10 protein-coding genes are annotated in these 14,546 nt (G+C 71.8%); 5 read left to right on the plus strand and 5 right to left on the minus strand.

Going from position 1 to position 14,546, the window contains the following annotated elements:
• Nucleotides 1-158: 158 nt before the first annotated feature.
• A complete protein-coding gene (locus KBY19_RS10590) occupies nucleotides 159-1,802 on the plus strand; it encodes an alkaline phosphatase (RefSeq protein ID WP_247690841.1) in 1,644 nt (547 codons plus the stop codon).
• A gap of 25 nt (nucleotides 1,803-1,827) precedes the next feature.
• The gene (locus KBY19_RS10595; RefSeq protein WP_210965646.1) at nucleotides 1,828-3,411 is read left to right on the plus strand and encodes a serine/threonine-protein kinase; all 1,584 of its coding nucleotides are present in this window, start codon (nucleotides 1,828-1,830) and stop codon (nucleotides 3,409-3,411) included.
• Between the two features lie 9 nt (nucleotides 3,412-3,420).
• On the opposite strand, the gene KBY19_RS10600 is transcribed toward KBY19_RS10595, so the two are convergent.
• On the minus strand, nucleotides 3,421-4,008 hold the full coding sequence (locus tag KBY19_RS10600; protein ID WP_099879852.1) for a dienelactone hydrolase family protein: 588 nt from the start codon (nucleotides 4,006-4,008) through the stop codon (nucleotides 3,421-3,423).
• A gap of 170 nt (nucleotides 4,009-4,178) precedes the next feature.
• Between KBY19_RS10600 and KBY19_RS10605 the strand changes: the two genes are divergently transcribed.
• Complete coding sequence (locus KBY19_RS10605; protein WP_099879854.1) at nucleotides 4,179-5,216, plus strand: mechanosensitive ion channel family protein; 1,038 nt, start codon at nucleotides 4,179-4,181, stop codon at nucleotides 5,214-5,216.
• Between the two features lie 45 nt (nucleotides 5,217-5,261).
• Here the strand turns inward: KBY19_RS10605 and KBY19_RS10610 are convergent, their stop codons facing one another.
• Together KBY19_RS10610 and KBY19_RS10615 are read right to left on the minus strand one after the other, a co-directional pair.
• Nucleotides 5,262-6,866, minus strand: coding sequence for a Na+/H+ antiporter (locus KBY19_RS10610; RefSeq protein ID WP_099879856.1), 1,605 nt, complete (start codon nucleotides 6,864-6,866; stop codon nucleotides 5,262-5,264).
• A gap of 3 nt (nucleotides 6,867-6,869) precedes the next feature.
• On the minus strand, nucleotides 6,870-7,811 hold the full coding sequence (locus tag KBY19_RS10615) for an RluA family pseudouridine synthase (protein WP_210956024.1): 942 nt from the start codon (nucleotides 7,809-7,811) through the stop codon (nucleotides 6,870-6,872).
• 225 nt (nucleotides 7,812-8,036) lie between these two features.
• Between KBY19_RS10615 and KBY19_RS10620 the strand changes: the two genes are divergently transcribed.
• Nucleotides 8,037-9,308, plus strand: a complete 1,272-nt coding sequence (locus KBY19_RS10620; protein ID WP_210965647.1) for a peptidase M6 — start codon at nucleotides 8,037-8,039, stop codon at nucleotides 9,306-9,308.
• Nucleotides 9,309-9,341: 33 nt separating this feature from the next.
• Here KBY19_RS10620 and lspA read toward each other — a convergent pair whose 3' ends face one another.
• Entirely contained in the window at nucleotides 9,342-9,917 is a 576-nt protein-coding gene (lspA, locus tag KBY19_RS10625) for a signal peptidase II (RefSeq protein WP_099879860.1), read from the minus strand.
• Nucleotides 9,918-9,979: 62 nt separating this feature from the next.
• Nucleotides 9,980-10,795 carry a TraR/DksA C4-type zinc finger protein gene (locus KBY19_RS10630; RefSeq protein WP_099879862.1) on the minus strand — a complete coding sequence of 272 codons (816 nt, stop codon included), beginning with the start codon at nucleotides 10,793-10,795 and terminating at the stop codon, nucleotides 9,980-9,982.
• Between the two features lie 481 nt (nucleotides 10,796-11,276).
• Between KBY19_RS10630 and ileS the strand changes: the two genes are divergently transcribed.
• Nucleotides 11,277-14,405 (plus strand): isoleucine--tRNA ligase, encoded by a 3,129-nt coding sequence (gene ileS / locus KBY19_RS10635; protein ID WP_210956021.1) that lies wholly within the window; start codon nucleotides 11,277-11,279, stop codon nucleotides 14,403-14,405.
• Nucleotides 14,406-14,546 lie beyond the last annotated feature (141 nt).

Consider the following 14,546-nt stretch of genomic DNA (forward strand, 5'->3'; position numbering starts at 1 on the left):
CGCACAGCCGTGGGCGACGAGGGGCGGACCGCATTTCGCACGCGGTCCGCCCCTCCTTACCGCTGCGGTCTGCCCCTCGTTCCTACTGATGCGTAGCATGCCGGTCCGTGACTTCTACTCACTCCGCGAGAACCGACTCCCCGACAACCGAACAGGCCCTGCCCCACGGCCCGGTGACCGCTCCGCGGCGCCGGGCCGTGGTCGCCGGCGCGGCCGGCGCCGCGCTGCTGCCGCTGGCCGGCGCCGCGCCCAGTGCCGGGGCGGCCGAGGCGGGCCCCTCGTTCGCGCACGGTGTCGCCTCGGGCGACCCCCTCCCGGACGGGGTGCTGCTGTGGACCCGGGTCACCCCCGGGCCCGGCGCCGTGCCCGGCTCGGGCAAGGGCGCCCCCGTCGAGGTGGGCTGGGAGGTGGCCCGGGACCGGGAGTTCGGCACCGTCGTGGCGCGCGGCACGGTGCTGGCCGAGGCCGCAACCGACCACACCGTCAAGGCCGATGTGCGCGGGCTGCGCCCGGCCACCCCCTACTTCTTCCGGTTCACGGCCGAAGGCGCCCACTCCCCCACCGGCCGCACCCGCACCGCGCCCGCCGAGAGCGCCCAGGTCGCCCGGCTCCGCCTCGGGGTGGTCTCCTGCGCCAACTACGAGGGCGGCTACTTCGCCTCCTACCGGCACCTGGCGGCCCGTACCGATCTGGACGCGGTGCTGCACCTGGGCGACTACCTCTACGAGTACGGGCACGGCGAGTACCCCGCGGGGGACGCCGTCGTCCGGACCACCATGCCCCCGCACGAGATCGTCTCGCTCGCCGACTACCGGGTGCGGCACGGCCACTACAAGTCGGACCCCGATCTGCAGGCCATGCACGCGGCGCACCCGCTGATCGCCATCTGGGACGACCACGAGCTGGCCGACAACGCCTGGTCGGGCGGCGCCGTCAACCACGACCCGGCGGCCGAGGGCGACTGGGCGCAGCGGACGGCGGCGGCGAAGCAGGCGTACTTCGAATGGATGCCGGTACGGCCCTCCACCGCGGGCACCACCTTCCGGAAACTGCGCTTCGGCAGCTTGGCCGAGCTGCACCTGCTGGATCTGCGCTCGTTCCGCGACGCCCAGCCGACCGTGGGCGACGGCAAGGACATCGACGACCCGGACCGGACACTGACCGGGCGCGGACAGCTCGACTGGCTGAAGAAGGGCCTGGCCGGCTCCCCGGCCCGGTGGAAGCTGGTCGGCAACCCGGTGATGATCTCCCCGGTGGCGTTCGGCTCGGTCCCCGCCAAGTTCCTCGGTCCGCTCGCCGCGTGTCTGGGCGTTCCCCGGGAAGGGCTGGCCGTCAACACCGACCAGTGGGACGGCTACACCGACGACCGGCGGGAACTCCTCACCCACCTGCGCGACAACCGCGTCACCGACACCGTCTTCCTGACCGGCGACATCCATATGAACTGGGCCAACGAGGTGCCGCTGCGCGCCGCCGACCACCCCCACGAGCCGCCGGTCGCCACCGAGTTCGTCATCACCTCCGTCACCTCCGACAACCTCGACGACACCCTGCGGGTGGCTCCCGACACCCTCTCGGGCATCGCCGAGGCCGCCGTACGCGCCGCCAACCGCCATGTGCGCTGGGTCGACATGGACTCGCACGGCTTCGGGGTGCTGGACGTGGACGCGACGCGGACGCAGATGGACTACTACGTCCTCTCCGACAAGACCGACGCGCACGCCACCGCCACCCTGCGCCGCTCCTATCGCACCACCGCCGGCTCGCAGCGCGTCGAGCGGACATATCAGCCGGTGCGCTGAGCCATCGGCGCCGTACGCTGAGCCCATGACAGGGGGAGGGCGCGGCAGGCGCGGACAGGTCGTCGACGGGCGTTTCGAGCTGCTGGAGCGGCTCGGGGCCGGGGGCATGGGCACCGTGTGGCGGGCCCGGGATGTGGCGCTGCACCGCGAAGTGGCGCTCAAGGAGGTCCGGCCCCCGGCCGCCGACCCCGGCGACCCCGACGCGGCGCTGGACGGGTCGGCCGGGTCCCGGGCGCTGCGCGAGCGGGTACTGCGCGAGGCCCGCGCCCTCGCCCGGCTCAGCCATCCGCACGTGGTGACGATCCACCACATCGTGGACGAGGGACCCTTCCCGTGGCTGGTGATGGAGCTGGTGGACGGCCCCTCGCTGGAACAGCGGCTGCGGCAAGGCCCGTTGACCCCGCAGGAGGCGGCGCGGCTCGGTCGCGAGATGCTCTCCGCGCTGCGTACGGCGCACGCGGCGGGCATCCAGCACCGCGATGTGAAGCCCGGCAATGTGCTGCTGCGCGCGGACGGTTCGGCGGTGCTCACCGACTTCGGTATCGCCGCGCTCCAGGGCTCCGCCACGGTGACGGCGACGGGGGAGTTCCTGGGCTCACCGGAGTTCATCGCCCCGGAGCGCATCCGGGGGATCGACGAACCGGCCGGTGATCTGTGGTCGCTGGGGCTGACGCTGTACATGTGCACGGAGGGCCGCAGCCCGCTGCGCCGCGCCACCACGCTGGCCACCATCGCCGCGGTCCTCGACGATCCGGTGCCGCCGCCGGAGCGCAGCGGAGCCCTCGGCCCGGTGCTGCGGGCCGTACTCGTCCGGGACGCGGCGGCCCGGCCCGACGCGGCGGAACTGGAACGGATGCTGGACCAGGTCGCCTCGGGGCGCCAGGCGGCGCCGTATCTGCCGACCGAGACGTCGCTGCCCGTCCGCGCGCCCTCCGCGCCTCCGCCACCCCCCGCGCACATCGACGGAGACGCCCGGGGCCGGCGGCGGGGCCGCGCCGCGTCGGCCGTCTGCGCGGCCGTGGTGGCTGCCGTCCTCGTCGCCGGCGGGGTGTTCCTGCTGACGCGGCCAGACGACACATCGGCCGCCGACGACGGCAAGCCCACTGCTCGCCCCACCCTGACGAAGGAGATGGAGGAGACGGAGGAGAAGGGGAAGAGGCACAAGCAACAGCAAGAGGAGAAGGACCCGGAGGCGGAGAAGAGCGAGCAGCCGGCGAAGGAGCCCACCGCCTCCCCCACGGACACGGAATCCCCCACCGGGCCGGGCACGCCCGACGACACCTGGGTCGCACAGCTGGGCTCGGTCGCCAAGGCGGACGGCACCGGCGCACGCGACAAGATGCACGCCGCGCTGAGCCGCAAGGCCGACGGCGTGCGCTACATCGACAGCGACCGCCACGCCTCACTGCGTCCGGGGTACTGGATGTTCTACCACCCGGGCCCCTCCGGCGGCTTCTCCGACGGCCGGGCCGCGGCCGACTGGTGCGGCGAGCGGGGCCTGGCGTCCTCGGACCAGTGCGTGGGCCGCTACGTCAGCGGCAGCGCCGCCGACCGCGGCTACATCTGCGCTCCGGACAAGGGCCGGGGCACGGGGCGCTGCGAGCGCTGAGGCCGTCGCCTACAGCGTGTCCAGGAAGCCCAGCACCGTGCGCCAGGTGCGCTCGGCCGCCTCCTCGTCGTAGTCCTGCAGCTCGGCATGGGTGTACAGGTGCGCGGCTCCCGGATAGCGGTGCACCTCCACATCGGCGCCGGCGCGCTGCATCCGCAGATACCAGGCGGTCAGCCAGTCGTGCGGCTCGAAGGCGTCCGGGTCCCCGACGTGCAGCTGTACGGGGAGGCCGTCCACCGCGGCGCTCTCCGGAATGTCCGACGTCCCGGAGAACAGCACCAGGGCGCGCGCCTTCTCGTCCGCCAGCGCGAGGGTCTGGGCGATGGAGCCGCCCAGCGAGAAGCCCGCATAGACGAGGCCCTTGTCGGAGTGGGGCGCCGTGGCGGCGACGGCCCGCCGCAGCAGCTCGTCGCGGTCGGGGCTGCCCTCCTCCTCACGCATGCGCATCCCCTCCTCCACCGAGGAAGCGGTCCGGCCGTCGAAGAGGTCGGGGGTCACCACCTCGTGCCCCGCGGCGCGGAGCCGCTCCGCCGCGGCGCGTACGTCCGCGGTGAGCCCGCACACGGAGTGGAGGAGAACGATCGCTACGGGTGCCACTGAAATGTCACTTCCTTCACAAAGGGCCCCCGGTGTGAGCCCTGGAGCCGGGTACTCCACATGGTGCCAGGTACGGTCGTCCGTGGTCCTTGGGCAGCCCCCGCGCGGCCCGGTCCGCCCCGGTACCGCGACCGGGGGCCGCTGCCAGGAAAGCGAGGAGTAGGACGACCATGGAGAACGTGCTCCGGCCCGTCATCGTCTTCGGTGGCGCGATCGTGCTCTCGTACATCCTCGCCTGGGCCGTCGACCGGCTGATGGTGCGCCTGGACGCCCGCCACCCGGAGACCCCGATGTGGGGGCTGCTGCGCAGCGGCCGCTTCCCGTTCCAGGCGGTCATGTTCGTCGCGCTGGTCAGCGCCTTCTTCGACAGCACCGAACTGGCCAAGAACCACAGAGCCGGTGTCGACCGCTGGCTGACCATCGTCCTGGTCGCGGCCTCGGCCTGGCTGATCCTGCGGCTCGTCGCCGCGATAACCGAGACGATCGCCACCCGGTACGCGGGCGCCACCCACGACCCGGCGCGGGGCCGACGGGTGCGCACCCAGCTCACGCTGATCCGGCGGCTGATCACCGCCGTGGTGACGGTGATCGCGGTGGCGGCGGTGCTGCTCCAGTTCCCCGGTATGAAGACGTTCGGCACCTCGATGCTGGCCTCGGCCGGTGTGCTGGGGATCGTCGCCGGTATCGCCGCCCAGTCGACGCTGGGCAATCTGTTCGCCGGGCTGTCGATCGCCTTCGGCGACATGGTGCGGATCGGCGACGAGGTCGTGGTGGACGGCGAGCTGGGCACGGTCGAGGAGATCACCGTCTCCTACCTGGTGATCCTCACCTGGGACGAGCGCCGGATCACGATGCCGGTCTCCTACTTCACCAACAAGCCGTTCGAGAACTGGTCGCGCGGCGGCGCGCAGATGACCGGCACCGTCTATCTCCAACTCGACCACACGGCCCCCGTCGCGGAGCTGCGCGCCAAGACGGAGGAGCTGGTGCGGGCGAGCGACGAGTGGGACGGACGCAGCTGGAGCGTGGTGGTCACCGACAGCACACCCACCACGATCGAGGTACGGGTCGCGGTGACCGCACGCTCCTCGGACGACCTGTGGACGCTGCGCTGCGCGCTCCGCGAGCAGCTGATCACCTGGCTGAAGACCTACCACCCTCAGGCGCTGCCGGGCATCCGGTACATCCAGCAGGAGAAGCTGGTCTAGCCCGCGCGCGGCCGGGCCCCGGCCGCAGTCCGGCCGCAATCCGGCTCAGGTCCCCCGGAAGCTGCGGACATCGAGCTGGTGCAACACCCGGTCCACCACCTCCGGGTCGACACCTGCCTCGCCGCGCGCGGCGATCACCTCGTGCCGGGCGGCCGAGAGCAGCTCGCCCTGGAGCCGCCGGATCTTCTGCGCCCGGGCCACCCGCTTGCTGTGCGCGGCCCGGCGCTCCTCACCGACGATCTCGGGGGAGATCCGCGCGCCCACGTCCCAGGCCCGGCGCACCAGCGCCTCGGAGACCTCTTCGGGCAACTCCTCGACCTCTTCGATCTCCTTGAGCCGCTTGCGGGCCGCCTTGGCGACCCGCAGCGCCAGCTGCCGCTCCAGCTCACGCTCGGCGGCGCTGTCGGACTGCACCTTCAGCCGCCGCACCAGCCTGGGCAGCGTCAGCCCCTGGAAGATCAAGGTCACGATCACCACCGCGAAGGCGATGAAGATGATCGCCTCCCGGCCGGGAAACGCGCCGCCCCCGGCCTCCGGCTCGACGGACAGCGGGACGGCCAGCGCCAGCGCGACCGAGGCCACCCCGCGCATCCCGGCCCACCACACCACGACGGTCTCCCGCCAGTTGCGCGGGATGTCCTCGTCCAGGTCCTTGCGCTGGTGCAGCCGTTGCGCCAGCCAGGCGGAGGGCAGCAGCCACAGCAGCCGCAGGACGACCACGACACCGACGACGGCGAGAGCCGCCGGCAGCAGCTGCCGCCAGTCCTCCTGGACGGTGCCGAAGATGGTGTGCAGTTCGAGCCCGATCAGCCCGAACGCGATACCGGTGACCAGGGTGTCCACGATCTGCCAGAACGTCTGTCCGGCCAGCCTGCCCTGTACGTCGTCCGCGTCCACCGCGTGTCCGGACGCCAGGTAGAGCGCCGTCGTCAGCACGGCGAGCACTCCCGAACCCATCAGCTCCTCGGCGAGCACGTAGGAGGCGAACGGCACCAACAGGCTCAGCCCGCTCTGCAAGGTGGCGTCGCCGAGGTAGACCATCAGCTTGCCGGTGAGCCAGCCGAGCCCCAGCCCGACGGCGACGGCCACCACCGCGGAGAGCACCAGTTCGCCCACGGCGACGGGCAGCGAGAACGAGCCCGTCACGGCGGCGGCGATGGCGACGTGATAGAGGGTGATCGCCGTCACGTCGTTGAACAGGCCCTCGCCCTCCAGTGCGGAGACCAGCCGCCGAGGCAGCCCGAGGTTCCCGGCGACGGCGGTGGCGGCCACCGGGTCGGGCGGCGCCACCAGTGCGCCCAGCGCCACGGCCCCGGCGACACCGAGCGCGGGTACCAGCGCATTGGCGACGGCCGCCACCGCGGCGGTGGTGACGAAGACCAGCGCGACGGCCATCAGGAAGATCGGCCGCTTGTTCGCCGCGAACTGCCGCCAGGAGGTGCGCTGGGCCGCCGCGTAGATCAGCGGCGGCAGCACCAGCGGCAGGATGTACTCGGGCGGCAGCGAGACGTTCGGGATGGAGGGGATCAGCGCCAGTATCCCGCCGAAGATCGTCATCAGCACCGGCGAGGGCAGCTTGAGCTTGTCCCCCAGCGGGACCATCAGCACGGCGGCGAGCAGCAGGGCGAAGAAGAGGGCGAGCTGATCCATGGATCAGGAGCTCTCGGCGCGCACCTTGTCCAGTGCGGCCTGCAGATCCGCCGGGTAGGCACTCTCGTACTCGACCCGGCTCCCGTCGCCCGGGTGCTCGAAGCCGAGCCGCACCGCGTGCAGCCACTGGCGCTCCAGCCGCAGCCGTTTGGCCAGCGTCGGGTCGGCGCCGTAGGTGAGGTCGCCCACGCAGGGGTGCCGGTGGGCGGCCATGTGCACCCGGATCTGGTGGGTGCGGCCGGTCTCCAGCTTGATGTCGAGCAGGCTGGCGGCGCGGAACGCCTCGATCAGGTCGTAGTGGGTCACCGAGGGCTTGCCGTCGGAGGTGACCGCCCACTTGTAGTCGTGCTGCGGGTGACGGCCGATGGGGGCGTCGATGGTGCCGCTGAGCGGGTCGGGGTGGCCCTGGACGAGCGCGTGGTAGCGCTTGTCGACGGTGCGCTCCTTGAACTGCCGCTTGAGCAGCGTGTAGGCCCGCTCGGACTTGGCGACGACCATCAGCCCCGAGGTGCCCACGTCCAGCCGGTGCACGATGCCCTGCCGCTCGGCGGCGCCCGAGGTGGCGATGGTGTACCCGGCGGCGGCCAGCCCGCCGATGACGGTGGGGCCGCTCCAGCCCGGGCTGGGATGGGCCGCGACACCCACCGGCTTGACGATCACCACGATGTCGTCGTCGTCATGGACGATCTCCATGCCCTCGACCGGCTCGGCGACGATCTGTACCGGCTGCGCCTGCCTGGGCATCTCGACCTCGATCCAGGCCCCGCCCTGCACCCGGTCGGACTTGCCCGCCGGTGCCCCGTCCAGCAGCACCTTCCCGCCCGCGGCCAGTTCCGCCGCCTTGGTCCGCGAGAAGCCGAACATCCGGGCGAGCGCGGCATCGACGCGCTCGCCTTCGAGGCCGTCGGGTACGGGCAGGGTGCGGGTTTCAGGAAGCGTGCTCACCTGATCGAGTATGCCGGACGGCCAGGTACCCACCGCACGTCGCCTGGTCGGCGGTAGGCGGAACACCGTCCGGGCGCCCTCCGCGCCCTCCGCGGTCCCGCGCGGACGGCTCCGCCGCGAACCGCCTCACTCGCGCAGCCCTCCCCGGAGTGCGACGGGCCCTCCCTGGGCCGACGGTGTGACAACAGCCTCGGGACCGGCGAGCGAAACCGGAGGGAATGGCCGATGACGCCGCGCAGGACACCGAAGCACTCCGCGCCGGAGGCCGGCGCGAAGTCCGGCATACGCCGCAGCCCCACCCGTCGGCGCGCGCTGGCGGTGGCCACCGCGCTGGCCACCGCCTGCCTCACCGTGACCCCGATCGAGACGGCGGCAGCCGCCGGTATCTCGGGCCCCTGCGCCATAGCACCCGGCACCGGCACCGACGAGGGCCCGCTCGACTCCGCCTATGTACACCCCCAGGGCCACAAGCGGGCGCTGATGCTGATGGTCGACTTCAGCGACCACCCCGCGGTGACTCCGGCCCGGGAGCGCGCCCGCTTCTTCTCCCGGTACGGCAACCGCTTCTGGGACCGGGCCTCGTTCGGGAAGTACCGGCTGGAGACCCGGTCCAGCTCCGACTGGATACGCATGCCGCGGCCGTGGTCCTCCTACGGGATCACCCGCGGCATCCCGACCGGTCTGATGCGCGGCTACGTCCAGGACGCGCTCGAGGCCGCACAGCGCCAGGGCACCGACGTGCACGGCGCCGATCTCGTCTTCATCGTCGCCGACAGCAATCTGCCCGCCGCACCGACCGTCTCCCAGGCCCACACCTTCGACGGGCTCAGGGCAGCGGGCACCCGGGTGCACGGAGCGGCACTGATCTTCGGCCGCGCCTCCGACTCGGCGCTGTGGCAGCGGGGCAACTTCGTGCACGAGGCCCACCACCTCTACGGCCTGCCCGACCTCTACAACGTCTCCGAGAACGCCTCCGTCGAGTACGCGGGCGGCTGGGACACCATGAGCATGGCCGGGATCTCCGACCTGCTGGGCTGGCACAAGTGGAAGTTCGGCTGGCTGCCCCGCTCCCGGGTCGGCTGCGTCACCTCGGCCGGCACCACCGAGCACTCCCTCTCCCCGGTCAGCTCCACCGACGCGGGCCTGACCGTCATACGGACGGGCAGGCACCGCGCGATCGTCGCCGAGGCGCGCACCCGCTCCGGCCTGGACCAGGACATCTGCGCGGAGGGCGTACTCCTCTACACCGTCGACTCCGCCAAGCCCACCGGTGAGGGGCCCGTCCGCGTCGTCGACTCCCGGCCCCGCAGCAGCGGCGGGGCCGCCTGCGCGGGCCGGCTGCCCACCGAACTGGCCGAGATGTCGGACGCGCCCTTCGCCCCCGGCGAGAGCCACACCTTTCCGGGCGGCATACGGATCACCGTCACCGGCGGCGGGGACGAGGGCGCCTACGGCGTGCGGGTCGAGGTTCCCCGCGACGGCGGTCACGGCGGCTGAACGCCGCGGCGACGGCGCCGGGCCCGGTGGGGCTCAGTCCCGGTGGACGGTCCCGTCCGGGTCCAGGCCGCGGAAGGAGAGCAGCACGATCAGGATGCCGCCGCACACGATGGCCGAGTCGGCGAGGTTGAAGACGGCGAAGTGCTTGGGCGCGATGAAGTCCACGACGGCGCCCTGGAAGACGCCCGGCGCGCGGAAGATGCGGTCGGTCAGATTGCCGCACGCACCGCCCAGCAGCAGTCCGAGCGCGATCGCCCAGGGGGTGCTGTAGAGCTTGCGGGCGATCCGCGCGATCACCACCACGACGGTCACCGCGATGGCGGTCAGCAGCAGCGTCAGCGCCTCGCCCAGGCCGAAGGCGGCGCCGGGGTTGCGGATGACGTTCAGCTGGAGCCAGGAGCCGAGCAGTTCGATCGGCGCGTGGTTCTCCAGCTTGGCGACCACCAGCAGCTTGCTGACCAGATCCAGCGCCAGAGCGAGCCCGGCCACCGAGACCAGCACACCGATCCGGCGCCTGCGCCGCTCCGGAGCGGAAGACTCCTCTTCCGTGCGCTCGTCCTCGCCGCCGCCGGCCGCGCTGTCGTCGGGGCCATCGACAGGCCGCTCCACCTCAGTCACGCTTTGAGGGTACGACACACGCGGACGGCGACGGTCACGGCGTTGACCCGCGATCAGCGGCGCTCCTGCTTCTGCTTGCACTCCACGCACAGCGTGGCCCGCGGAAACGCCTGCATCCTGGCCTTCCCGATGGGCTTGCCGCAGTTCTCGCACAGCCCGTACGTCCCCGCGTCCAGCCGCTCCAGCGCCCGCTCGCTCTGATAGAGCATCTCGCGCGCGTTGGCGGCCAGCGCCATCTCGTGTTCGCGGGTGATGTTCTTGGTCCCGGTGTCGGCGTCGTCGTCACCGGCGCCGTCGCCCGAGTCCCGCATCAGACCGCTGAGCGCCTCCTCGGCGGAGACGATCTCCTGTCGCAGCCGCCCGGCCTCGTCCCGCAGCCCCGAGCGCGCCTCCTCGACCTCTTCCGGCGTCCAGGGGTCCTCGTCCGGGCGTACCGGCAGTTCGCCGGGGGCCGCCGAGCCCACCCCGCTCCGCGCCGAGGGCACCGCCTCGGCCTCCGTCACCGCCGGAGTCTTCTTCGCAGCCACCGTCCCTGCTCCCGTCGTCGTCTGCGCGGCCTGCTCGTCGGGCGCCTGTGCGACGCCTTCCGGCCGGTCCGCTGCCGCCTCGGCCGCCGTCACTTCCGCCGCCGCCCGTTCCCCCGCGGTCCTTTTCGCCGCGGCCTTCTTCGCCGGAGCCTTCTTCGCCGGTGCCTTCTTCGCCCCCGCCTTCTTCGCCGATGCCTTCTTGGCCGGTACCTTCTTGGCGACCGACTTCTTCGCCGGAGCCGCCTTGCCGGGAACCTTCTTCGCTGCCGCGGTCCTGTCCCCGGCGTCTGTGGCCTTCTTCGATGCTGCCGTCTTCTTCGCGGCGCTCTCCTCCGCCACCATGACCGCGGCCCCTTCACATTTTGTGATCTTGCTCGCGAAACGTGACCGGAACGATAAATCGACTTCAAGCACACGGCAACGGGGCACGCCGGTCTGCAACCTTTGTGCCCCGCCCGGGCGCTCGAAAACCGGTCCGTTGCCGCGGGCGAATCCCCGTACACTGGGGACGGCGAAAGGCGTCGATGGGGACGAGTAGCGTCCGTGAGCAGCCCAGAGCGATCCGGGGACGGTGGGAGCCCGGAGGCGAGCGCGGCGTGAAGATCACCCCGGAGCCGCCGGAAGAAAACCCGAAGGAGCGCAACCCCTCCGGGCGAGTAGAACCGGCAGCGCTGTCCCAATGAGGGGGCGGTGGGCACGGCCCGCCGTCAAGGAGGGTGGTACCGCGGGTCCGCAGCCGGCCAGGCAGGCGAGCTCGTCCCTCCGACGGAAGCGAAGACGCGCAGCATCTTCCCGATGTCCGCCGGAGGAAGAAGACCCGCCGATGCAATACAACCAGGTGCCCGCCCAGGTCGACCTGCCCGCGCTGGAGCGCGCGGTGCTCGACTTCTGGCGCGAGAGCAAGGTGTTCGCCCGCAGCCTCGAGATGTCCGAAGGGCGCCCCGAGTGGGTCTTCTACGAGGGCCCGCCCACCGCGAACGGCATGCCGGGAGCGCACCACATCGAGGCCCGCGTCTTCAAGGACGTCTTCCCCCGCTTCCGCACCATGCGCGGCTACCACGTGGCCCGCAAGGCCGGCTGGGACTGCCACGGCCTGCCGGTCGAGCTGGCCGTGGAGAAGGAGCTGGGCTTCAACGGCAAGCAGGACATCGAGAACTACGGCATCGCCGAGTTCAACGCCAAGTGCCGCGAGTCGGTGACCCGCCACACCGACGCCTTCGCCGAGCTGACCACCCGGATGGGCTACTGGGTCGACCTGGACGACGCCTACCGCACGATGAACCCCGAGTACATCGAGTCGGTCTGGTGGTCGCTCAAGCAGATCTTCACCAAGGGCCTGCTGGTCCAGGACCATCGCGTCGCTCCCTGGTGCCCCCGCTGCGGCACCGGCCTGTCCGACCACGAGCTGGCGCAGGGCTACGAGACGGTGGTGGACCCCTCCGTCTACGTCCGGATGCCGCTCACCTCCGGCCCGCTGGCCGGCGAGGCGTCCTTGATGGTGTGGACGACCACGCCCTGGACGCTGGTCTCCAACCTGGCCGTGGCCACGCACCCGGACGTCACCTATGTCGTCGCCTCCGACGGCACCGACAAGATCCTCGTCGCCGAGCCGCTGGTGGACAAGGCGCTCGGGGAAGGCTGGCACATCACGGGCGAGCGCTACACGGGCCGGGAGATGAACGGCTGGCACTACCAGCGCCCCTTCGAGCTGGTCGACATCCCCGATGCGCACTTCGTCGTCAACGACACCTATGTCACCACCGAGGACGGCACCGGCATGGTGCACCTGGCGCCCTTCGGTGAGGACGACTTCCGGGTGGCCCGCGCCAACGGGATCTCCCCGGTGGTGCCCGTCCGCTCGGACGGCACCTTCGAGCCCGACCTGGACCTGGTCGGCGGCCAGTTCTTCAAGAAGGCCGACGAGGCCCTGGTGGCGGACATGGAGGCCCGCGGCATCCTGTTCCGGCACGTGGCCTACGAACACAGCTACCCCCACTGCTGGCGCTGCCACACGGCCCTCATCTACTACCCGCAGCCGTCCTGGTACATCCGCACGACGCAGGTCAAGGAAGCGCTGCTGCGGGAGAACGAGGCGACCAACTGGTTCCCCGACTCGGTCAAGCACGGCCGCTACGGCGACTGGCTCGACAACAACATCGACTGGGCGCTGTCCCGCAACCGCTACTGGGGCACACCGCTGCCCATCTGGCGCTGCGAGGAGGGCCACCTCACCTGTGTCGGCTCGCTGGCCGAGCTGAGCGAGCTGTCCGGCAGCGACCAGTCGGGCCTCGACCCGCACCGCCCCTACATCGACGCGGTCACCTTCGGCTGCCCCACCGAGGGCTGCACGCTGGAGGCGGAGCGCGTCCCGGAGGTCATCGACGCCTGGTACGACTCCGGCTCCATGCCCTTCGCCCAGTGGGGCTACCCGTACAAGAACAAGGAGCTGTTCGAGAAGCGCTATCCGGCGCAGTTCATCTCGGAGGCCATCGACCAGACCCGCGGCTGGTTCTACACCCTGATGGCTGTCGGCACCCTCGTGTTCGACAAGTCGTCGTACGAGAACGTCGTCTGCCTCGGCCACATCCTCGCCGAGGACGGCCGCAAGATGTCCAAGCACCTGGGTAACATCCTGGAGCCCATCCCGCTGATGGAACAGCACGGCGCGGACGCGGTGCGCTGGTTCATGGCCGCGGGCGGCTCCCCCTGGGCCGCGCGCCGGGTCGGCCACGGCACCATCCAGGAAGTCGTCCGCAAGACCCTGCTGACGTACTGGAACACGGTCGCCTTCCAGGCCCTCTACGCCCGCACGGCCGGCTGGGCGCCCTCCGAGTCCGACCCGGCGCCGCACAAGCGCCCGCTGCTGGACCGCTGGCTGCTGAGCGAACTGCACGCCCTGATCGACCAGGTCACCCTCGCCATGGACGGCTACGACACCCAGCGCGCCGGCAAGCTGCTGTCCACCTTCGTCGACGACCTGTCCAACTGGTACGTCCGCCGCTCCCGCCGCCGCTTCTGGCAGGGCGACGCCGCGGCGCTGCGTACGCTGCACGACGTGATCGAGACGGTCACCAGGCTGATGGCGCCGATCACCCCGTTCCTGACCGAGCGCGTCTGGCAGGACCTCGTCGTCCCGGTCACCCCAGGGGCCCCCGACTCGGTCCATCTGACCTCCTGGCCGCAGGCCGACCTCAGCCGTATCGACCCCGAGCTGTCCCAGGACATGCTGCTGGTGCGCCGGCTGGTGGAGCTGGGCCGCGCCTCGCGCGCCGAGTCCGGCGTCAAGACCCGCCAGCCGCTGTCCCGCGCGCTCATCGCCGCGCACGGCTTCGAGACCCTCTCCCCCGAGATGCGCACCCAGATCACGGAGGAGCTGAACGTCGAGCAGCTCGCCTCCCTCTCGGAGGTCGGCGGCTCGCTCGTCGACACCACGGCCAAGGCCAACTTCCGGGCGCTGGGCCGCCGGTTCGGCAAGGAGACCCAGACCGTCGCCAAGGCCATCGCCGAGGCCGACGCCGCCGCCCTGTCGGTGGCCCTGCGGGAGGGCACCGCCACCGTGCAGGTGAACGGCGAGACCGTCGCCCTCGGCCCGGAGGAGGTCATCATCACCGAGACGCCCCGGGAGGGCTGGTCGGTGGCCTCCGACTCGGGCGCCACCGTCGCGCTCGATCTGGAGATCTCCCCCGAGCTGCGGCGCACGGGCCTGGCCCGCGATGCCATCCGGCTCATCCAGGAGGCCCGTAAGAACTCCGGGCTCGATGTCGCCGACCGGATCGAGCTGCGCTGGCAGTCCGACGACGAGGAGGTGGCCCGCGCCCTGGCCGAGCACACCTTCCTCATCGCCGAGGAGGTCCTCGCCGAGGAGTTCGCCCAGGGCGATCCGAACGAGGTGGAGGGCCCCACCTTCGAGGACGAGGCCCTGTCCCTGACGTTCCGCCTCCGCAAGCGCTGAGCGCCGCCCTCACGGCGCCGACGGCAAAAGGGCACCCTCACCCTCACGGGTGGGGGTGCCCTTTTGCTCCACGAGAACGGGCCGGGCCCCCCGGCGCGGAAGGTGCACCCCGGGGCCCGGCCCCGCAATCGACCCACACCG

The organism is Streptomyces sp. B15 (genome assembly GCF_018070605.1).
Taxonomy (GTDB): Bacteria; Actinomycetota; Actinomycetes; order Streptomycetales; family Streptomycetaceae; genus Streptomyces; species Streptomyces smyrnaeus.

Bases quoted from the DNA above. Each gene is read 5' to 3' on its own strand.
- KBY19_RS10595 (WP_210965646.1), top strand. From the start codon at position 1,828: ATGACAGGGGGAGGGCGCGGCAGGCGCGGACAGGTCGTCGACGGGCGT.
- KBY19_RS10605 (WP_099879854.1), top strand. From the start codon at position 4,179: ATGGAGAACGTGCTCCGGCCCGTCATCGTCTTCGGTGGCGCGATCGTG.
- KBY19_RS10610 (WP_099879856.1), bottom strand. From the start codon at position 6,866: ATGGATCAGCTCGCCCTCTTCTTCGCCCTGCTGCTCGCCGCCGTGCTG.
- KBY19_RS10620 (WP_210965647.1), top strand. From the start codon at position 8,037: ATGACGCCGCGCAGGACACCGAAGCACTCCGCGCCGGAGGCCGGCGCG.
- KBY19_RS10630 (WP_099879862.1), bottom strand. From the start codon at position 10,795: ATGGTGGCGGAGGAGAGCGCCGCGAAGAAGACGGCAGCATCGAAGAAG.
- ileS (WP_210956021.1), top strand. From the start codon at position 11,277: ATGCAATACAACCAGGTGCCCGCCCAGGTCGACCTGCCCGCGCTGGAG.